The sequence below is a fragment of the Mesorhizobium sp. B4-1-3 genome (assembly GCF_006439355.1).
Classification (GTDB): domain Bacteria; phylum Pseudomonadota; class Alphaproteobacteria; order Rhizobiales; family Rhizobiaceae; genus Mesorhizobium.
Window position 1 is genome coordinate 135,538 of record NZ_VFTG01000006.1, and the last position, 21,382, is coordinate 156,919.

The 21,382-nt window shown below is 64.6% G+C and carries 16 protein-coding genes; 11 read left to right on the top strand and 5 right to left on the bottom strand.

Going from position 1 to position 21,382, the window contains the following annotated elements:
• Window positions 1-212 precede the first annotated feature (212 nt).
• From FJW06_RS10805 to FJW06_RS10850, 11 genes are all read left to right on the top strand, one after another.
• Window positions 213-5,693 carry an alpha-2-macroglobulin family protein gene (locus FJW06_RS10805; protein ID WP_140751380.1) on the top strand — a complete coding sequence of 1,827 codons (5,481 nt, stop codon included), beginning with the start codon at window positions 213-215 and terminating at the stop codon, window positions 5,691-5,693.
• Window positions 5,694-5,775: 82 nt separating this feature from the next.
• On the top strand, window positions 5,776-7,866 hold the full coding sequence (gene pbpC / locus FJW06_RS10810; RefSeq protein WP_140751382.1) for a penicillin-binding protein 1C: 2,091 nt from the start codon (window positions 5,776-5,778) through the stop codon (window positions 7,864-7,866).
• Window position 7,867: 1 nt separating this feature from the next.
• Window positions 7,868-8,131 (top strand): hypothetical protein, encoded by a 264-nt coding sequence (locus FJW06_RS30900; protein WP_348644026.1) that lies wholly within the window; start codon window positions 7,868-7,870, stop codon window positions 8,129-8,131.
• A gap of 5 nt (window positions 8,132-8,136) precedes the next feature.
• Window positions 8,137-8,589 (top strand): M15 family metallopeptidase, encoded by a 453-nt coding sequence (locus FJW06_RS30905; protein ID WP_348644027.1) that lies wholly within the window; start codon window positions 8,137-8,139, stop codon window positions 8,587-8,589.
• A 202-nt stretch (window positions 8,590-8,791) separates the two neighbouring features.
• Window positions 8,792-9,820 (top strand): sulfate ABC transporter substrate-binding protein, encoded by a 1,029-nt coding sequence (locus FJW06_RS10820; protein ID WP_140751384.1) that lies wholly within the window; start codon window positions 8,792-8,794, stop codon window positions 9,818-9,820.
• Window positions 9,821-9,913: 93 nt separating this feature from the next.
• Window positions 9,914-10,765: a sulfate ABC transporter permease subunit CysT gene (gene cysT / locus FJW06_RS10825; protein ID WP_140751386.1), complete on the top strand. Its 852-nt coding sequence runs from the start codon at window positions 9,914-9,916 to the stop codon at window positions 10,763-10,765.
• Entirely contained in the window at window positions 10,758-11,642 is an 885-nt protein-coding gene (gene cysW / locus FJW06_RS10830) for a sulfate ABC transporter permease subunit CysW (protein WP_140751388.1), read from the top strand. Before cysT ends, cysW begins: the two co-directional genes overlap by 8 nt.
• A gap of 13 nt (window positions 11,643-11,655) precedes the next feature.
• Window positions 11,656-12,696 carry a sulfate/molybdate ABC transporter ATP-binding protein gene (locus FJW06_RS10835; protein ID WP_140751390.1) on the top strand — a complete coding sequence of 347 codons (1,041 nt, stop codon included), beginning with the start codon at window positions 11,656-11,658 and terminating at the stop codon, window positions 12,694-12,696.
• Between the two features lie 205 nt (window positions 12,697-12,901).
• Window positions 12,902-13,888 (top strand): sulfate ABC transporter substrate-binding protein, encoded by a 987-nt coding sequence (locus FJW06_RS10840; protein ID WP_140751392.1) that lies wholly within the window; start codon window positions 12,902-12,904, stop codon window positions 13,886-13,888.
• Between the two features lie 335 nt (window positions 13,889-14,223).
• Complete coding sequence (locus FJW06_RS10845; RefSeq protein ID WP_040984137.1) at window positions 14,224-14,673, top strand: Rrf2 family transcriptional regulator; 450 nt, start codon at window positions 14,224-14,226, stop codon at window positions 14,671-14,673.
• Between the two features lie 214 nt (window positions 14,674-14,887).
• Complete coding sequence (locus FJW06_RS10850; RefSeq protein WP_140751394.1) at window positions 14,888-16,033, top strand: hypothetical protein; 1,146 nt, start codon at window positions 14,888-14,890, stop codon at window positions 16,031-16,033.
• 26 nt (window positions 16,034-16,059) lie between these two features.
• Here the strand turns inward: FJW06_RS10850 and FJW06_RS10855 are convergent, their stop codons facing one another.
• The 5 genes from FJW06_RS10855 to FJW06_RS10875 form a co-directional block, all read right to left on the bottom strand.
• A complete protein-coding gene (locus FJW06_RS10855) occupies window positions 16,060-16,572 on the bottom strand; it encodes a gluconokinase (protein ID WP_140751396.1) in 513 nt (170 codons plus the stop codon).
• 43 nt (window positions 16,573-16,615) lie between these two features.
• Window positions 16,616-17,602 carry an ABC transporter permease gene (locus FJW06_RS10860; RefSeq protein ID WP_140751398.1) on the bottom strand — a complete coding sequence of 329 codons (987 nt, stop codon included), beginning with the start codon at window positions 17,600-17,602 and terminating at the stop codon, window positions 16,616-16,618.
• The gene (locus tag FJW06_RS10865) at window positions 17,599-18,579 is read right to left on the bottom strand and encodes an ABC transporter permease (RefSeq protein WP_140751400.1); all 981 of its coding nucleotides are present in this window, start codon (window positions 18,577-18,579) and stop codon (window positions 17,599-17,601) included. Before FJW06_RS10865 ends, FJW06_RS10860 begins: the two co-directional genes overlap by 4 nt.
• The gene (locus FJW06_RS10870; protein ID WP_140751402.1) at window positions 18,576-20,120 is read right to left on the bottom strand and encodes a sugar ABC transporter ATP-binding protein; all 1,545 of its coding nucleotides are present in this window, start codon (window positions 20,118-20,120) and stop codon (window positions 18,576-18,578) included. The genes FJW06_RS10865 and FJW06_RS10870 overlap by 4 nt, the downstream gene beginning before the upstream one ends.
• 68 nt (window positions 20,121-20,188) lie before the next feature.
• The gene (locus FJW06_RS10875; RefSeq protein WP_140751404.1) at window positions 20,189-21,313 is read right to left on the bottom strand and encodes a sugar ABC transporter substrate-binding protein; all 1,125 of its coding nucleotides are present in this window, start codon (window positions 21,311-21,313) and stop codon (window positions 20,189-20,191) included.
• Between the last annotated feature and the right edge of the window lie 69 nt (window positions 21,314-21,382).

Consider the following 21,382-nt stretch of genomic DNA (forward strand, 5'->3'; position numbering starts at 1 on the left):
AATCCAATTGTCTGAAATAGATCGGGCTTGGAATTCACACCTTTTGCGATTCCGCAAGAAACTGTGATCCGTCTCACAGAGGTTCTGTCGAAATACCGGCCTTTGGCCGGCATGGAAACCGTTCGCGGGTGATAAACCTGCGGCGCTCCGGCGTTGACAAGCCTGCACGAAGCTTGATCATGCCCGGACGCTGGCGATGTCTGGAGGGTGGTATGGCAATGCGCGCGGCTCGTGGTCTCTCTTTCCTTGTTCTCATCTTTTTCGCCCTGGGCGGGGCGGCCCTTGGGGCCGAAGCCCGGCGAATGGTGACGACCGACAATTCCGACTATTTCGGTTTCGACCTCCGGTCGGAGCAGAATGTGAGCCTCGACCAGTGCAAGGCCACCTGCCTCGGCGACCCGGCCTGCCGCGCCTTCACCTACAACATCAAGGCCAAATGGTGTTTTCTCAAATCCGACTATAACCAGTTGAAATCCTTCAACGGCGCCGTCGCCGGCAAGGTCGCGAATGTCGACGGCGACCCTGATATCGGCGCCCCGCCGGCACTGGCTTTTTTCCCGAACTGGATGGCCGACCAGGCCCAGCAGTTCCGCAACAAGCTGACCGATCCGGCCTATGACAAGCCGACCGAAGGGCTTGCCGCGCTGCAGGCCGCCGCCGAGCAGGCCTCGCTTACCGGCGATCACCGGCTTGCGATGCAGAAATACCAAGCCGCGATCTCCGTTCTGCCCGATGACGGCGCGCTCTGGCTGGCGCTGGCGCGCGAGATACTTGCCGTGGAGCCGGCGCCGAACACCACCGAGCCCGCGACCTTCCCGATGAACGCCACTTCGGCGGCCTTCAACGCCTACAAGCTGGTGCGCACGGCAAAGACCCGCGCCGAGGCGCTGGCGCTGCTTGCCGCCGGCCTCGACAAGCGCGATCTCTACCGGCCGTCGCTGCAGGCCTATGAGGCGAGCCTTGCGCTGGTGAGCTCGCCGGCCGTCCAGGCCGGCTATGCCGATCTCAAGGCGCGCAAGGGCTTCCGTGTCGTCGAGCACACCGTCGATGCCGATTCCTCCGCGCCGCGCATCTGCGCCCAGTTTTCCGAGGAACTGGTCAAGACCGGGGTCGATTATTCGCAATTCGTGACTGTCGACAACGCCGCGCCGAAGGCCGTTGAGGCCAAGGACAAGCAGATTTGCGTCGAGGGCCTGGAGCACGGCCAGCATTATGACGTGACCTTCCGCGCCGGCCTGCCGGCGGCGATCGGCGAAACGATCGCCGCGCCCGTCGTGTTGTCGATCTACGTCCAAGACCGTGCTCCGTCCGCCCGCTTCACCGGCGACAGCTTCGTGCTGCCGGCCGGCGCCCGGCGCGGCATTCCGGTCGTCACCGTCAACATGAATGCCGCCAAGATGACGCTCTACCGCATCGGCGACCGTTCGCTGGCGCAGCTTCTGTCCGGCTATCAGTTCCTGCATCAGCTCGATGGCTATGACATCTCCACCATTTCCGACCAGATGGGCGCCCCCGTCTGGTCGGGCACGCTCGATATCGCCAATGATCTCAATAAGGAGGTTACCACTTCGTTCCCAGTGGATGAGGCGATCCCGCAGCGCAAGCCCGGCGTCTATGTGCTGACCGCTCAACCTGTCGACGACAAGAGCGACGACTATGGTTCGCGCGCCACGCAGTGGTTCGTGGTCTCCGACATCGGCCTTTCCACCTATACCGGCCAGGACGGCCTCAATGTCTTTGCCCGTTCGCTGGGCTCGGCCAAGCCGATTTCCGGCGCCGAATTGACGCTGCTTGCCAAGAACAACGAGATCCTCGGCACCGCGACGACCGACGCCGAGGGCCACGCCGTCTTCAATCCGGGCCTCACCCGAGGCGAAAACGGCATGGTGCCGGCCGTGCTGATGGCGAAGCAGGGCGACAACGACTTCGTCTTCCTCGACATGGGCAAGGCCGGCTTCGACCTGTCGGATCGCGGCGTTGAGGGGCGGGCCTCGCCGGGCGCGCTCGACGTCTATGCCTGGACGGAGCGCGGCATCTATCGCGCCGGCGAGGACGTGCATGTCGCGGCGCTGGCCCGCGATGGCGCCGCCAAGGCGGTCGAGAACCTGCCGCTGACCTTCATCTTTACGCGTCCCGACGGCGTCGAGAACCGCCGCATCGTCAGCAATGGCGAGTCCGCCGGCGGCCATGCTGTCGACCTGCCGCTCGAGGCCAACGCCATGCGCGGCACCTGGACCGTGTCGATCTACACCGATCCCAAGCAGTCGCCGGTCGCCAGCCAGATGTTCTTGGTCGAGGACTTCGTGCCGGATCGCATCGAATTCGACCTGACCGCCGACAAGAAGGAGATCGCCCAGGGCGAGACCGCCAACGCCACGGTCGACGGCCGCTTCCTCTACGGCGCGCCGGCCGCGGGCTTGGCGCTTGAGGGCGAGATGACGCTGTCGACTACGAGCACCTGGGACAGCTTCAAAGACTTCACCTTCGGCCTCGCCGACGAGCAGTCGAGCGAGCCGACCGTGACGCCCCTCGCCAACCTCCCCGTGGTCGGCGACGACGGCAAGGCGACCTTCCCGATCACCATCGACCAGTTGCCGTCGACCACCAAGCTGGTCAACGCCAAGGTCACGGTGCGCATGCGCGAGGCCGGCGGCCGCGCCGTCGAGCGCTCGCTCGACATCGGCGTTCGCCCGCAGCGCGACGTCATCGGCATCCGGCCGGACTTCGAGAGCGATGAGGTGCCGCAAGGCGGCACCGCCAAGTTCAGCATCATCGCCGTCGACCCGAACGGCAAGCGCGAGGACCTGAAAGGCGCCCAATGGTCGCTGGTCAAGGTCGAGCGCAATTATCAGTGGTACCGTTCCAACAATTCCTGGAACTACGAGGCGGTGAACCTCACCAAGGCCGTCGCCAATGGCGCGGTCGACCTGAAGGCCGATGGCGAGGCGACCGTGTCGCTGCCCGTCGACTGGGGCCGCTACCGGCTCGAGGTTGAGACCGCCGATCCCGACGGCCCGACGACCAGCTATGAGTTCGATGCCGGCTGGTATGTCGCTTCCACCACCACCGAGACGCCCGACGGCCTGGAGATCGCCCTCGACAAGGATACTTACGCGGCCGGCGAAGTCGCGAAGCTGAAGGTCTCGCCGCATTTTGCCGGCGAACTTCTGGTCACCATCGGCGCCGAGAAGCTGTTGAAGACCGTCACCGCTTCGGTGCCGGCCGGCGGCAGCACCGTCGACATCCCTGTCGGCGACGACTGGGGCGCCGGCGCCTATGTCACGGCAACCCTGTTCCGGCCCGGCGACGCGCAGGAATCACGCATGCCGGCCCGAGCCATCGGCATCCAATGGCTGTCGGTCGATCCGGGCTCGAAGAAGCTGGCGGTCGCGCTGACGCCGCCCGAAAAGGCCGTGCCGCGCCAGCAACTGTCGATCCCGGTCGCCGTCAGCGGCGCCCAGGCCGGCACCAGCGCCTATGTGATGGTGGCTGCCGTCGACGTCGGCATCCTCAACCTCACCAACTACAAGGCGCCAGATCCGGAGGACTGGTTCTTCGGGCAGCGCATGCTGGGGCTGGAGATCCGCGACCTCTATGGACGCCTGATCGACGGCTCGCTCGGCACCATGGGGAAAATACGCACAGGCGGCGACGGCGCCAACATGCAGGCGCAGGGCAGCCCGCCGACCGAAAAGCTGGTCGCCTTCTTCTCGGGCCCGGTCGAGCTCGACGCCAACGGCAAGGCGCGCATCCACTTCGACATTCCGCAATTCAACGGCACCGTGCGTATCATGGCCGTCGCCTGGACCAAGGAAGCCGTCGGCCACGCCCAGACCGACGTGATCGTGCGCGATCCGGTGGTGATTACCGCCGGCCTGCCGCGCTTCCTGGCACCCGGCGACGCCGCGACCATGCGCCTCGACATCGCCGACACCGATGGCCCGGCCGGCGACTATGCGCTCTCGGTCACCACGACCGGAGATCTTACGACCGGCGACAAGCCTTTGCCCGAGAAGCTGACGCTCGCCCAGGGCAAGCGCCAGTCGCTCACCTTCCCGCTGGTAGCCAAGACTGCGGGCGACGCCTCGGTCACCGTCAAGCTCGCGCATGCCGACGGCACCCAGGTCGAGCAGACGCTCTATCTGCCGGTGCGGCCGGCGCAGCTTCCGGTCACCAACCGCATGGTTGTCGACCTGAAGCCCAATGGCGGCTCGCTGCGCGTCGACAAGGAACTGCTTGCCGCCAGCGTGCTCGACGGCGCTTCGGTCAGCGTCGGCGTTTCGCAGTCCTCCGCGCTCGACGTGCCGTCACTGCTGATGTCGCTCGACCGCTACCCCTATGGCTGCGCCGAGCAGACCACCAGCCGCGCCATGCCGCTGCTCTATGTCAACGACATGGCCAAGAGCATCGGCATGGAGAACGACCCTGACCTGCATCAGCGCATCCAGGATGCCATCTACAAGGTGCTGTCCTACCAGTCGTCGAGCGGCAGCTTCGGCCTCTGGGGACCAGGCTCCGGCGATCTCTGGCTCGACGCCTATGTCAGCGAATTCCTGACCCGGGCGCGCGAGGAGAAGTATGACGTTCCGGCGCTGGCGATGAACCAGGCGCTGAACAACCTGCAGAACTCCCTGGGCTACGATCAGAGCGTCCAGGATCGCGGCAGTGAGATCGCCTATGCGCTCTACGTGCTTGCCCGCAACAAGAAGGCCTCGATCGGCGACCTGCGCTACTACGCGGACACCCAGCTCGAAGCCTTCTCCAGCCCGATGGCGGTCGCCCAGTTGGCGGCGAGCCTGGCGCTCTATGGCGACACGCAACGTTCGGAGGCCACCTTCCAGACGGCGCTCAGGCTGGCGCAGTCGGAGACCGACTACGACTGGTATCGCTCGGACTATGGTTCGCGGCTGCGTGACGGCGCGGCGATGCTGGCGCTGGCGGCAGAATCGAAACCGGTGCCCAGCATCATGCCGCAACTGATCAAGCTGGTGGGCGTGGCGCGCGCAGATGCCCGCTGGACGAGCACGCAGGACGAATCCTGGATGCTGCTTGCCGCGCGGGCGCTGAAGGAAGGCAATGATTCCATCACGCTTTCCGTCAACGGTGCGCCGCATTCTGGCGGCTACTCCGACCAGGTCGCCGGCAGCGAGCTTGTCGACAGCCCGCTCACCATCGCCAACACCGGCGCGACACCGCTGCAGGCGGTGGTGACCGCGGTCGCCGCGCCGGTCGATCCACTGCCTGCCGGCGGCGACGGCTTCACCATCGATCGCACCTATTACAAGCTCGACGGTACCGAGGCCAACGTCAGCGAGGCCAAGCAGAACGAACGCTATGTGGTCGTGCTCAAGATCTACGAGCAGAACAAATGGCCGTCGCGGCTCCTGATCACGGACCTGTTGCCGGCTGGCTTCGAGATCGACAATCCGAGCCTGGTTTCCAGCGCGCAATTGTTGAACTTCTCCTGGCTGGCGCAGACGGACGCCGCGCATCTGGAGTTCCGCGACGACCGCTTCGTCGCCGCCTTCAACCCCAACGAAGGCGATGGCGACCGCAACATCACGCTGGCCTATGTCGTGCGCGCCGTGACGCCGGGCACCTACGCCCATCCGGCGGCGACGGTGGAGGACATGTACCGGCCGCAATATTCGGCCCGCACCGCTAACGGCGTGATGGAGGTGAAGGCCGAGTAGCAATGAAAAGGTCGCCGATATCTCCCTTCTCCCCGTCCCTATACGGGGAGAAGGTGCCGGCAGGCGGATGAGGGGCAGCGCCATGCTCTCCAAGAAGTTTGTGCGTCGAACAGCCATCGGCGGGATTTCGCTCACTGGCTTGGCGGCACTTTCGGTCGCCGCGCTCTGGGAACTTGACCGCGCCTTCCCGCCGCCGCTGCCGGCGAAGCTGACGGTCTCGACCGAAGTGCAGGATCGCGACGGCCAGCTGCTGCGCGCCTTCGCCACGCCCGACGGCTACTGGCGGCTCGAAACCCGCCTGGACCAGGTCGACAGGCAATTCGTCGACATGCTGGTCACCTATGAAGACAAGCGCTTCTGGGACCACCGCGGCGTCGACTTCCTTGCGCTTTGCCGCGCCGCCGGCCAGCTCGTCACCAGCGGCCATATCGTGTCGGGCGGCTCGACCTTGTCGATGCAGCTTGCCCGGCTGATCGAGCCGCGCGACAGCCGCAGCATCGGCTCCAAGCTCAAGCAGATGCTGCGCGCCATCCAGATCGAGCGACGTCTCTCCAAGCAGGAGATCCTCGAACGCTACCTGACGCTGGCGCCCTATGGCGGCAATCTGGAAGGCGTGCGCGCCGCATCGCTCGCCTATTTCGGCAAGGAGCCGAAGCGGCTGACCGTCTCGGAAGCCGCCCTGCTCGTCGCGCTGCCGCAACTGCCGGAGAAGCGTCGCCCCGACCGCAATCTCGGCATTGCGCACGCCGCGCGCGACCGCGTGCTGACCCGCATGGTCTCGGCTGGCCTGCTCGGCGAGCGCGAAGCCGCGCGTGCCGCGCTCGACGATGTTTCCGGCCTGCGCCGCAAATTGCCGGCGCTGGCCGCGCATGCGTCCTATGCCATGCTGCCCAAGGCCGTGCCCGGCACGCCGCTACAGCTCACCATCCGCAAAAGCGTGCAGCAGGGGCTGGAGCAGGTCGCAAGGGATGCCGCCAGGAAGCTCGGCCCGAAACTTTCCGTCGCCATGGTCATGGCCGATGCGCGCACCGGCGACATTCTGGGCGAGGTCGGCTCGGCCGATTTCTTCGACGCCAGCCGCTCCGGCTGGATCGACATGACCAGGGTGGTGCGCTCGCCCGGCTCGACGCTGAAACCTTTCATCTATGGACTTGCCTTCGAGCAGGGGCTGGTGGCGCAGGAAACCATCATCGAGGACAGTCCCGCCGATTTCGGCGGTTACCGCCCGAAGAATTTCGACATGGGCTACCAGGGCGATGTCTCGATCCGCCAGGCCCTGCAATTGTCGCTCAACGTGCCGGCGATCCGGGTGCTCGACGCCGTCGGTCCGGCACGGCTGACGGCGCGGTTCCGCCAGGCCGGCGTCAACCCTATCCTGCCGGTCAACGAGGCGCCGGGCCTTGCGATCGGGCTAGGCGGCGTCGGCATGACCTTGCGCGACCTGGTGCAGCTCTATACGGGCCTTGCCAATGGCGGGAAGATGCACACGCTGCATGACGGCACCGAGCCGGCCAATGCAGAGCGCACCACCGCCACCATCCTCGACGACCAGGCAGCCTGGCAGATCAACGACATCCTGTCCGGCGTGAAGCCGCCGGAAGGCGCCGTGCAGCGCGGCATCGCCTACAAGACGGGCACCTCCTACGGCTATCGCGATGCCTGGTCCGTCGGCTTCGACGGCCGTTACGTGCTGGGCGTATGGGTCGGCCGCGCCGATGCCAGCCCCGTCCCCGGCCTGTCGGGCTATGTCTCGGCCGCACCCATCCTGTTCGAAGGCTTCGTCCGTTCCGGCCTTGCCGGCGTGCCGCTGCCCGGCCGGCCGCCGGGTGTCTTCAACCCCAAGCGCGATGAATTGCCGGTGACGCTCGCCCGCTTCGGCGCCGGCGCCGACGGTCTGGTGCAGGCGACCGCCGCCGAGCCGGCGCCGACCATCATCTTCCCGCCCAATGGCGCCCGCGTCGATCTCGGTACCAACTCCGCCGATGCCACCCCGCTGGTGCTGAAGCTCCAGGGCGGCCGCGCGCCGTTCCGCTGGCTTGCCAACGGCAAGCCGCTTGCCGGCATCGACCGCCGCCGCACGGCGATCTGGCAACCCGACGGCACCGGCTACTCGACGTTGACCGTGATCGACGCGGCCGGCCGCGCGGCCAGCGTGAAGGTTTTCGTTGAATAGGATGCGGCAAGCGATTCAGGGGATTGCGTTTTGGGCGTCGCTTTCGATCGCTGGCACCCTCGCAGCTCTTGCCGATCCCCTGCCCGCCGGCTTCGTCAGGCTGGCCGATGTCGATCCGACCATTCGCCAGGACATTCGCTACGCCGGCCGCGAAAACTTCCTGCGCCGCAAGGTGGACGGCTATGATGCGCCGACCTGCATCCTGCCGCGCAGGCGGCGAAGGCGCTGTCCAGCGTCCAGAAAGCCATCACCGCCAAAGGCCTGACGCTGGTGGTCTTCGACTGCTACCGTCCGGCGCACGCCGTCGCCGATATGGGCAGTTGGACAAGAGAAGGCGGTCCGCCGGATCCGCAATGGTATCCGACCATCGAGCGCGGTGATCTCATCGCCAAGGGCTATGTCGGTGAGCTGTCCAGTCATTCTCGCGGCTCGACGGTCGACCTCGCCATCGCCGATGCCGCCGGGAAAAGCACCGTCCATCCGGCCTGCGGTGCGCCCGACGGCGGCGCGCTCGACTTCGGCACCGGTTTCGACTGCTTCGATCCGGCGAGCGAGACGGCGCACCGCCCTCTTGGCGCCGAAGCGGCAGCGAACCGCAAGATGCTGCTTGCTTCCATGCGTGCCGCCGGCTTCCGCAATTATGCGCGCGAATGGTGGCACTTCACCCTCGCCGAAGAACCTTTTCCAAGACGGCGCTTCGATTTTCCGGTCACCGCCAATTAAGGCGCGCCGACGCTTGCCCTGATCTCGACCATCTCTAATTAGCGCGGCGGACGAGGAGGCGTGCGGCCAGCGTTGAGGAAATTATTTTATCAACCGGCCAGATCACGGCGAAAAATTGCTTCCAGAAGGTGAAAATGGCAACATTCAATGCACCTAAATTCTATAAACTAGGTAGAGTTCGTGCAGTCCAACGGAGGCGGGAATGACCAAACCTCATTTCAGGAAACTGCTCGGCGCGCTGGTCGCCACATCTGTCCAGTTCGGCACGCTCGGTTTCGCGTTCGCCGACACGACCATTCTGAATGTATCCTACGACCCGACACGTGAACTCTATAAAGCCTATGACGAGGCCTTTGCCGCGCATTGGAAGGCAGAGACCGGCGAAACCGTGACCATCCAGCAGTCGCATGGCGGATCCGGCGCCCAAGCCCGGGCGGTGATCGACGGCCTCGACGCCGATGTCGTGACGCTGGCGCTCGAAGGCGACATCAACGCCATCGCCTCGAAGACGAAGAAGATCAACCCGGACTGGCGCACGAAGTTCGAGAACAACTCGGCGCCTTACACCTCGACCATCATCTTCCTGGTGCGCAAGGGCAATCCCAAGGGCATCCACGACTGGAGCGATCTGGTGAAGGACGGCGTCCAGGTCATCACGCCGAACCCGAAGACGTCCGGAGGCGCGCGCTGGAATTATCTTGCCGCCTGGGCCTATGCGAACGCCAATGACGGCAACGACGAAGTCAAGACCAAGGAGTTCGTCGGCAAGCTCTATGCGAACGTCCCCGTCCTCGATACCGGCGCGCGTGGCTCGACGGTGACCTTCGCGCAGAAGGGCCTGGGCGACGTGCTGATCGCCTGGGAGAATGAAGCCTATCTCGCGCTCGACGAATTCGGCGCCGACAATTTCGACATCGTCTACCCGCCGACCTCGATCCTGGCGGAGCCGCCGGTCGCGGTCGTGGACGCCAATGTGGATGCCAAGGGTACGCGAAAGGTCGCGGAAGCCTATCTGGGTTGGCTCTATTCCAAGGAAGCCCAGACCATCATCGCCAAGAACCATTATCGCCCTGCCAAGCCCGACCTGGTGCCGGCGGAGGACCTTGCAAAGCTTCCGGCAATCAAGCTGGTCACCATCGACGACCCGCAATTCGGCGGCTGGAAGAAGGCGCAGCCTTATCATTTCGGCGACGGTGGTATATTCGACCAGATCTACAAGCCGGCGCAGTGAGGCCGGACGGCCGGTGAGCCTCACGGGCATGCCGGCCGAACGCGACTGCGCAAAGCCATTCTGGTTTGAACAGAAGGGACGATCCAGAACAGCATGACCACAGCACCCGTCAAGGCGGGGTGGCGATTCAAGCAGCCGAGTGTCATTCCGGGTTTCGGACTGACGCTCGGCTTCTCGCTTGCCTACCTCACGATCATCATCCTCATCCCGCTTTCGGGGCTGGTCTGGCGCTCGGCCGCGCTTGGCTGGGCCGATTTCTGGGCAATCGCCGCTGACCGGCGCACCCTCAACGCGCTGAAGATTAGCTTCGGCACCGCCTTCCTGGCGGCTGTCGTCAACGTCGTGTTCGGCACGGTCGTCGCCTGGGTGTTGGTGCGCTACCGTTTCCCCGGACGCCGCATCGCCGACGCGATGGTCGACCTGCCTTTCGCCCTGCCCACGGCCGTCGCCGGCATCGCGCTCACCACGCTCTATGCGCCGAACGGCTGGATCGGTCATCTCCTGATGCCGCTCGGCATCAAGGTCGCCTACACGCCGCTCGGCATCGTCGTCGCGCTGGTGTTCATCGGCCTGCCCTTTGTCGTGCGCACCGTCCAGCCGATCATGGAAGAGATCGACAAGGAGGTCGAGGAAGCAGCCGCCACGCTCGGCGCCAACCGTTTCCAGATTATCACCCGCGTGCTCTTCCCAGGCCTGGCGCCCGCGATCATCACCGGCTTCTCGCTCGCCTTCGCGCGCGGCGTCGGCGAATACGGCTCGGTCATCTTCATCGCCGGCAACCTGCCCTTCAAGTCCGAGATCGCGCCGCTGCTGATCGTGATCAGGCTCGAGGAATACAATTACGAGGCGGCGACCGCGATCGCCGCGATCATGCTGGCGCTGTCCTTCCTGATGCTTCTGGTCGTCAATCTCGTCCAGACATGGAGCCGCAAGCGCTATGGCTGATCCCGAGATCAAATCTTACGAGCCGCATCACGAAAGCCAGTCGGCCGCCGTGACCGAAAGCCGGCCGGTCAAGGCCGTGCTGATGGCAATCGCCCTTGCCTTCCTTGCCGTCTTCCTGCTTTTGCCGCTGGTCGTCGTCTTCCACCAGGCGCTTGCCATGGGCATCGGCGCCTACACGGAAGCCCTTTCCAGCCCCGACACGCGCTCCGCCATCCGCCTGACCTTGCTGGTGGCCGCGATCTCGGTGCCGCTCAACGTCGTCTTCGGCATCTCGGCCGCCTGGGCGATCGCCAAGTTCGAGTTCAAGGGCAAGGCGTTCCTGACGACGCTCATCGATCTGCCCTTCTCGGTCTCGCCGGTCATTTCCGGCCTGGTCTATGTGCTGCTCTTCGGGGCGCAGGGACTGCTCGGCGCCTGGCTGAAGGCGCATGGCATCGTCATCCTCTTCGCCGTTCCCGGCATCGTGCTGGCTACGATCTTCGTCACTTTTCCCTTCGTCGCGCGCGAGCTCATCCCGCTGATGCAGGAACAGGGCAATGGCGACGAGGAGGCGGCGCTTTCGCTGGGTGCCAGCGGCTGGCAGGCCTTCTGGTACGTGACGCTACCCAACGTCAAATGGGGACTGCTCTACGGCGTGCTTCTGTGCAATGCGCGCGCCATGGGCGAATTCGGCGCGGTCTCGGTGGTGTCGGGCCACATACGCGGCCTCACCAACACCATGCCGCTGCATGTCGAGATCCTCTACAACGAATACAACGCCGTCGGCGCCTTTGCCGTCGCTTCGCTGCTCGCTGGCCTGGCGCTGGTGACGCTGGTCTTGAAAACGCTTCTCGAGATGCGCTACGGCGCCGAGATCGCCGCGACACGCGGGCATTGATAGAGGTCATTCTATGGAAGTTCGCGTCGTCAATGTGCGCAAGGAGTTCGAGCGGTTTCCGGCGCTCCACGACGTGTCGCTCGACATCAGGTCCGGCGAGTTGATCGCGCTGCTCGGGCCGTCGGGCTCCGGCAAGACGACGCTGCTCCGCCTGATCGCCGGCCTGGAGCGGCCGACCAAGGGCGCGATCTTCTTCGGCGACGAGGACGCCTCGCAGAAGTCGATCCAGGAGCGCAATGTCGGCTTCGTCTTCCAGCACTACGCGCTGTTCCGCCACATGACGGTTGCCGACAATATCGGCTTCGGCCTGAAGGTCCGGCACGGCGCCACAAGGCCGTCCGGCCAGGAGATCCGCCGCCGGGCGCTCGAACTGCTCGACCTCGTCCAGTTGTCGGGCCTGGAAAAGCGCTATCCGGCGCAGCTTTCCGGCGGTCAGCGCCAGCGCGTGGCTTTGGCCCGCGCCATGGCGATCGAGCCCAAGGTGCTTCTGCTCGACGAACCCTTCGGCGCGCTCGACGCGCAGGTTCGCCGCGAGCTGCGCCGCTGGCTGCGCGATATCCATGACCGCACCGGCCACACGACCGTCTTCGTTACGCATGACCAGGAAGAAGCGCTGGAGCTCGCCGACCGCGTCGTGGTCATGAGCCAGGGCCGCATCGAGCAGGTCGGCACCGCCGACGATATCTACGACACGCCAAACTCGCCCTTCGTCTATTCCTTCATCGGCGAGTCGAGCTCGCTACCGGTCAAGGTCGAGAATGGCGAGGTCTGGATCGCCGACCGGCCGATCGGGCTGCAGGCGCCGCATGTGCCGTCCGGCGAGGCGGTTCTCCACTTCCGCCCGCATGACGTCGAGCTGCTTGACGGCTGCAGCGGCTGCATCGCCGGCACGGTTGCCGCCAGCCGCCGCGTTGCCGGCACCAGGCGCGTCGAGCTCGAAATCGGCGGCGAGCGCCAGCGCGTCGAGATCGAACTGCCGGTCGACCATCCCGCGGCACAGAAGAGCCGGGTGGCTTTCAGGCCGCGGCGCTGGAAGCTTTTTCCCACGTCCTGAGCTGTCTTTCACCCTGACAGCTCCTCCGGCGCCCAGCTTGGTGCAACCTGCGAATCCACTTGGAAGAAAATCCTAGCAGAGAGCTGTTTTGGCGAGATATTTTCCAGACCTTCGCCTACCTCTCGGAGCGCGTGCCTCGTCGCACCAGGCTTTCCCGACTATGGTCTCGCCATAGCTTGATCCATTTCCAAGGAGCCCTGTTTTCATGAAGCGTCTGTTGTTCGGCATCGCAGCTTTTGCCGGTCTCGTCCTCGCGTCCTCCCAAGCCTGGTCGGCCGACAAGCTTTTGAACGCATCTTATGACGTCGGCCGCGAGCTGTTCGTCGACATCAACAAAGCCTTCATCGCCAAGCACCCCGGCGTCACGATCGATCAGTCGCATGCCGGCACCTCGGCGCAGGCGCGCGCGATCGCCGAAGGTCTTGGCGCCGATGTCGTCACCTTCAACCAGGTCACCGACGTCGACTTCCTGGTCAAGAAGGGACTGGTCTCAGCTGATTGGCAGAAGGATTTCCCGGACAACGCCTCGCCCTTCTATTCCTTGCCTTCGTTCCTTGTCCGCGCGGGCAATCCCAAGCATATCAAGGACTGGAACGATCTGGTGCGTGAGGACGTGCAGGTGATCTTTCCGAACCCGAAGACGTCCGGCAATGCGCGCTACACCTATCTTGCCGCGACCGCCTACGCCAAGGAAGCCTTCAAGGGCGACGACGCCAAGGTGAAGGAATTCATCACCAAGCTGTTCAACAACGTGCCGATCTTCGACACCGGCGGCCGCGCCGCCACCACCACCTTCGTCCAGCGCGAGATCGGCGACGTGCTGATCACCTTCGAGTCCGAGACGCGCGGCATCCGCAAGGAATATGGCGATGACAAGTTCGAGCAGGTCACGCCTTCGGTCAGCCTGCTGGCCGAGTTTCCGGTAGCGGTCGTCGACAAGGTTGCCGACGAGCATGGCAGCCGCGATCTCGCCAAGTCCTATCTCGACTTCCTCTACACGCCGGACGGCCAGGAGATCGCCGCCGAAAACGGCTTGCGGGCTAGGGACGCGACGGTGGCCGCCAGGCACAAGGCCGACTTCCCAGATGTCCGGCTGCTGACTGTCGAGGAAGTCTTCGGTGGCTGGGACAAGGTGCAGAAGGAGCATTTCGCCGCCGGCGGACTGCTCGATCAGGCCTACGGCAGCCGCTGAGCCACCGCACAATCAGGAAGCGCAGGAAAGCCGGCTTTAGAGCATGATCCCGAAAAGTGGGAACCGGTTTTCGGAGAAGATCATGCTCCAACGAAGAGTTAGATCAGGATGACGATTCAACGAAACGCCATCCTGATCTAGCCGGCTTCCTCATTTGAGCCGGCCGGCATTTCGTAGGGGAAATCCGGCATCCAACGTGAAAAACGTTACGAAGAATCAACGCGTTTGCGCCTAAGCTGCCGGGCAAATAGTAGGTCAGGCGGTCAACTGTCATGATTTGCACACAAACAACCGCCAGATGCAGGCGCACTGGGGTTTGATGAATTGAATCGGGCATGCTGACCAAAAAAGGCAAATACGGCCTCAAGGCCCTCGTGCATCTTTCCGGCCTGCCGGCTGGCCAGCTTGCATTCGTCAACGACATTGCCGTCGCCAACAACATCCCGAAGAAATTCCTGGATGCGATCCTGGGCGAGCTGCGCAATGCCGGCTTCGTCCAGAGCCGCAAAGGCAAGGAAGGCGGTTACCGCCTCGCCCGGCCCGCTTCCGAGATCAAGATCGGCCATGTCGTGCGCGTGCTCGACGGGCCGCTGGCGCCGATCCCTTGCGCCAGTCGCACGCAATACCAGCGCTGCGAGGATTGCGACGAAGCCACCTGCCAGGTCCGCCACATGATGCTGGAAGTGCGCCAGGCGATCGCCGAGGTGCTGGACAACCGCAGCCTCGCCGCCATGCGTGACGCCGACAACGACGATTTCCCGGCGGAGCTCACGTCTCAGATTTGAGGCAATTCAAGAGGGTAAAGCGGCAGGCTTGACCGTTTCGCCGCAAACTTGCGCCCGCAATTGCCCTAAAAGACAAGCCGCACCCCTGACTTGTCGCCCTCGGTTGCCAGTCTACCGCGGACGCAGTAAAGCGACAGAGCATGGTCCCGAAAAGTGGGAACCGGTTTCGGGCAGGATCGTGCTGCATCGAAAGAGTGAAACAGGGCTCTGACGCATGAGGCTGCCTTGGCTTGGCAATTCCCGCAGGGCCAGCCGGCAGCCAACGTCGAACGATATCTATCATACCGAGATCACCGCCGACGTGCCGGTACCGGAGCGCAACGAGTCCGTCCGCTTCTTCAGCCGCAAGGTCATTCGCCCCGGAAAGCTGCGCCGCTTCACCAATCGGGACCTGCGCGAAAGCCTGCAGTCCTGTTTCTATCTCGGCGTCGCGGCAATGCTGCCGGTCTCCTGGTGGGGACCCATCTGCGGTTGGGTGTCCAGGCTCAGGCGCAAGCGCCACTTTCGCAAGGAGTTCGCCCGTTACGATATTGCGGTGAAGGCCGTACTCGGCGATTCCGTCGACACGCGAGCGATGTTCGAGGCGCAACTCGCCGCCATTCACCGCCGGCGGCTGACGCTTGCGGCGCATCTCGTCGCCGGCTGGCGTTGGTCGCCGGCGGTCCGCCTTGAAGGCATCGAGGCTCTGCAACAAGCCCTGCGCAACGGGCACGGCGCCATCATATGGTGCGACCAATTCACGGCGCAGACGATCATGGGCAAGCGCGCCCTGCATGAGGCCGGCGTCGACACCCATCAGGTGAGCGCGCAGTATCACGGCTTCTCGCCGAGCCAATTCGGTTTCCGCGTGATCAACCCGCCATTGGTCAAGGTCGAGAACCGTTTCCTGAAAAGCCGGATCGTCTTTGAGCGGACCGACGCCTATCAGGTCACTACGCGTATCCAGAAGGCGCTGAAGGCAAACGGCGTGGTGCTGATGACCAACACCATCTATGCCGGCTCCGCCTTCGCCGAGGCCGCCATGGGCGAGCGCGGTTGGACCCACCTCGCTTCGGCGCCGGCAAACTTCGCCGCGCGCGCGGGTGCTGCGCTGTTTCATATGGCGACGATCGAGACGGTCCCTTTTCGCCAGTACCGGGCGATCGTCCGCGAGCTGAGCGCGAGTCCAGAAGCGTCCACATCGCCCCCCAAGGACGCGACAGGGAAGAACCTCGTCGTGCAGGCGGGATTTATCCTGTCGAAGCGCGACCATACGCTGGAAACGCTCAAACTCTGCCCGGAGCAGATGATGGCCTGGTCGAGTGCCACGCGGCTAACCGAGCGTCCAACCGAGGCTACGATCGGCAACGAGGGCGCCTGAAGCCCTGTCCGGTGCAATGCTGAAAATCACTGATCCTGGTCGACGACTTCTCTCAGGATCCCGGCAACGCTTCGGGTTCCGTCGACCGTCACCGCCCGCTCGTCCGCGGCGGGCTCTTCCAGCGTGGCGAACTGGCTGTCGACCAGGCTAGCGGGCATGAAATGGCCCTTGCGGTTGGCGACCCGCCGCCAGGCGGTCTCGCGATCGATCTTCAGATAGAGGAACACTGTGTCGGGACAGAAGCCGCTCAACCGCTCGCGATAGCTGCGCTTGAGCGCCGAGCACGCCGCCACCGTTGTCCGCCCGTCGGCAACCGAGGCCGCGATACGTTCGCCTATGGCGTCGAGCCAGCCCTCGCGCAGCGCATCCGTCAGCGGCTCGCCGCGTGCCATGCGCGCCACGTTCTCCGGCGGATGCAGCCGGTCTCCTTCGATGAAATAGGCGCCAAGCGCCTCGGCGAGCGCCTCGCCGACGGCCGTCTTGCCGCAGCCGGCGACACCCATCACGACGATGGCCGGCGCGGTCCGAAGATCGGTCATGCGGAACTCCGGGATCTGCGGTCTCGCGCTCGCCTCATCCACGTCAGCGGCTTGCCGGCGCGCGCCCGTAGAGCAGAAGCATGGCGACGATGACGACGCCGTAGATGATCTGCCGCCCCGCTTCCGGCATCTGCATGACCGAGAGGATGGACTGCAGGAGCGTGATCAGGATCACGCCGGCGACGGTGCCGAGATAGGAGCCGCGCCCGCCGAGGATCGACGTGCCGCCGAGCACGACGGCAGCGATCGACGGCAGCAGATAGGCATCACCCATCGACTGCGCCGCCTTCGACGCATAGCCCGCCAGAAGCACACCGCCAAAGGCAGACAGCCCGCCGGAGACGGCGAAGGCGATCATCACGATGCGACGCGTGTCGATGCCGGAGAGATAGGCGGCGCGCTCGCGGTTGCCGATGCCGTAGACGGCGCGGCCGAAGCTGGTGCGGGTCAAAACGAAGACCATCGCGGCGCCGATCAGCGCCCAGATGATGACAGCGTTGGGAACGCCAGGAATGGTGAAGCCGGTCGCCAGGTATCGCATCGCGGCGGTCGCCGAATCCTGTGGCGAGAAGCCGCCCGTATAGACCACCATCAGCCCTTGAGCGACTGCGTTGGTGGCCAAAGTTATGATCATGGAGGGGATGCGCAGATAGGCGACACCGATGCCGTTGACGATGCCGACCGCTACGCCGCACAGGACGCCGAAGGGGATGGCCAAAGCGACGCCGGCCGGCCCGTAGGCGGCCGCCGCGCAAGCCATCATGGCGCCCGCCGCGACGGACCACGGCACGGAGAGGTCGATCTGGCCGAGCAGGATGACCAGCATCATGCCGGTGGCGATGACGCCGAGGAAGGACGCGACCTTCAACTGCTGCAGCAGATATTCCGGCGACAGGAAGCTGCGCGAATAGAGGCTGCCGAGCAGCAGCAGGATGACGATGCAGGCGAAGGCCGTGAGCACCGCCGGATCGGCGCGGCGGATGAATTTCGGCATGCGTCCGGCAAGGCCGCCAAGCGTCGTTTCGCTCACAGGAACCACTCCAACCGGTTGCGCACCCGAAACAGCGCGAAGGCGCCGAGGCTGACCGCGATCAGCAGGATAACGCCCTGGAACAGCGGCTGCCAGAGCGGATCGAAGTCGAAGACGAACAACAGGTCGCCGATGGTGCGGAAGGCGAGCGCGCCGAAGATGGCGCCAATGGCGCTGCCCTTGCCGCCGAAAAGCGAGACACCGCCGAGCACAACCGCCGCGATCGAGAACAGCGTGTAGGAATTGCCGCTCGCATAGGCTGCCTCGCCCGTATAGGTGAAGAAGGTGAGGAACAGCCCGCCGACCGACGCCAACAGCCCCGCCAGCGCATAAGCAAGGAACTTGCCGCGCCGGATCGGCACGCCGGACATATAGGCCGCCGTTTCCGACGAGCCGGCGGCGTAGGCCGCACGGCCGAACTCGGAGCGGCTGAACGGCACCCAGACGACCAGCACGACGACGAGCAACGCGACCAGCGAGGTCGGGATCACGTCGAACAGCTTTCCCGTCAGCGCGTCTGCCAGGTCTTCATTGACCGATCCGCCCGGAAACGGCCGCAGCAAGAGCCCGATGCCGTAATAGACGGCACCCGTTGCAATCGTGGCGACGATCGGCTGTAGGCGCCCATAGATGACGATGGCGCCGTTGATCGCCCCGCAGACCAGCCCCGCCGCAAGGACCGCGATCACGCCGAGCGCGGTCTGGAGCGGCGTGCCGACCACCAGCCATGACGCCAGGCAGTTGGTGAGGAGCAGGATCATGCCGACCGACAGGTCGATGCCGGCGGTGATCACCACCAGCGTCTGCGCCATGGCGACGAAGGCAAGAAGCACGCCCTTGTTGGCTGCTGTCTGCACCACATTGGCGGTGAACCCCGCGGGATGGTTCGTGGTGTAGATGATGAACATGACGATGAAGATGCCGAGCGCCAGCAGCGTTCCGCGTTGCTCGGCCAGTAAGTAGCGCCAATCCTTCACGCGCCCGCTCCCTGCTTCATGTCGACGCCTTCGCCATGGATGTTGAGCGCGCTGGCGATCAGCGCGTGCTCGGTGATATCGGCGCCGACGAGCTCGCGCTTGACGCTGCCGTCATAGAGCACGAGCACGCGGTCGCAGCAGCCGATCAGCTCGTCATAGTCGGTCGAATAAAACAGGATGGCGGCGCCGGCATCCGCCAGCTTGCGCATCAATTGGTAGATTTCCTGCTTGGTGCCGACATCGATGCCGCGCGTCGGATCGTTGAGCAGGATGATGCGCGGTTGCCGCATCAGCCATTTGGCGATGACGACCTTCTGCTGGTTGCCGCCCGAGAGCGCACCGACGGGAATGTCGAGCCCCGCTGTTTTGATGGCGAGCAGCGCGACCATGTCGTCGATCAGGCGCTGCTCGGCGGCGCGATCGATGATGCCGCCCTTGGCCAGCCGGTCAAGGGCCGCGAAGGAGAGGTTTTCGCGCACCGTCATGGGCAGCATCAGCCCCTCGGTCTTGCGATCCTCGGGGATCAGCGCCATGCCGATGCCGTCGTCGCTGGCCGCCTTCGGGCTGGAGATGGACGCCGGCTTGCCGTCGATCAGCACCTCGCCGCGCAGGCCGCGCAGCACGCCGAAAAAGGCAAGCAGCAATTCGCGCTGACCCTGTCCGTCGAGACCGCCCAGGCCGACGACTTCGCCGGCCCTGACGCTGAGCGAGATGTTGTCCAGCCGGTCGGCCCAGGAGAGATTGCGCGCTTCGAGCACCGGCGTGGTGGCCTGAGCGCCAGCGGGTTTCGGCGGGAAGATGTGGCTGTATTTGCGGCCGATCATCAGCTCGACCACCTCATTGTCGCTCTTCGAGCCAGCCGGGTAGCTGGCCACATTGCGGCCGTTGCGGAACACCGTGCAATGGTCGGCGAGCTCGGCGATCTCGTTCATGCGATGCGAGATGTAGAGCAGCGCCAATCCTTCCGAGCGCAGCCGCTTCAACACCTCGAAGACCCTGGCGACATCCGCCGCCGTCAGCGCGGAAGTCGCTTCGTCGAGGATCAGGATGCGCGGCTTGCGGGCCAGCGCCTTGGCGATCTCCACCATCTGCCGGCGCGATAGCGGAAGGTCCTTGACCAGAGCGCGCGGATGGATGTCGGAAGCGCCGGCGCGCGCCAGCGCTTCTTCAGCGATCCGCCGCTGCGCCTTGCGGTCGATCATGCCGAAGCGTTTCGGCGGATCGGAAATGGCGATATTGTCAGCGACGCTGAGTTCAGGGATGAGCGACAGCTCCTGGAAGATGCAGACGATTCCGGCCTGATTGGCCGCGGCCGGCGAAGCGAAGCTCACTTCGCTCCCGTCCAGCGTAATGCGGCCTTCGTCGGGCGCCACGACGCCCGCCATAATCTTGATCAGCGTCGACTTGCCGGCGCCGTTCTCGCCGAGAATGGCGTGGATGCTGCCGGCGGTGACGGTCAGGTCAGCCTTTTCCAAGGCCCTGACGCCGCCATAGCGCTTGGATATGCCTTCCATGCGGAAGAGCGGAACCACACCGTCCATCGGCCCTCCGAAATGTTCATGGGAAGGGCGCCACGGTTCACCCGCGGCGCCAGCCAGCGACCCAAAGACTACTGGTTTTCTTTGGTCTGACCCATGATTTCCTGCGCGCTGAAATTGATGCCGCAGGTCGGGAAGGAATTGCCGACGAAGAAATTGTCGGACTCCTTCGGGAAGTAATCCGTCCCTTCCTTCATGGGATCCGAGGCGACGGCCAAGGGCAGCTTCACCTCTTGCGGCACCACTTCGCCTTCCAGCGCCGCGATCGCGGTCTTGATGGCCACTGCGACCTGCGCCGGGCCGGAGCCGGCCGAAGTGCACTTCAGCCCATCGGCCGAATGCGCCGCGCAGAATTTGCGGAAGCCGTTCTCGGTCTCGCCGCCGAATGGCACGAAGGGATGCTTGGCGTCGATCATCGCCTGCACGATGCCGGTGTCGCCGCCTTGGCCGGTGATGCCGTCGAACGGGCCGTTGGTCGCGATCGCATCGGCCGTCACCTTTTGCGCCACGCCGTCATCCCACTTGCCGGCGACCTCGGTGACGTTCCACTTCTTGCCGGAAGCATCCAGCACCTCATGGATACCATTGTGTCGGTCGGTGTCCACCGAGGTGCCGGCGACGCCGCGCACCTCCAGGATTTTGCCACCGTTCGGCACTTTCTCGACCAGCCACTTGGCCCATAACTCGCCGAGACCCTTCTGGTCGACATTGACGTTGATGGCGTCCTTCGTATCGAGGATGTTGTCGAAGGCGACCAGCACGATGCCGGCTTCCTTGGCGCGCTTGATGACTGGGCCGAAGGCGGTCGGGTTCTGCGCGTCGGTGACGATCGCGTCATAGCCGGAATCGATGAAGTTGTTGATCGCCGAGATCTGCGCCGGCACGTCCTCGCCGGTCGAGACGACCTTGAATTCCTTGATCTTGGCCTTCACGTCCGGCTGCGCCGCATAGGCCTTCGCCGTCTGGACCATCTGGATGCGCCAAGTGTTGGCGATATAGCCGTTCGAGAAGGCGATGCGGTATGGGCCTTCCTTCTTGGGGAACTTGAAGAACTTGGTGTCGGCCGACCATGGCGCGAAGCAGTCCGGCTGCGCGGCGGGTCCGGAGACGATTTCCGGTCCGGCGGCCATGGCGGCCGAATGGAGCATGACGAATGCAGTGGCGGCAACGACGCCGCCAACGAGTGACTTGATCATCGGTATTCCTCCCAATTGCCTATCTGCAGAACTATGAAATCATGGCACGCCGGCACCCTCCTGCCGAAC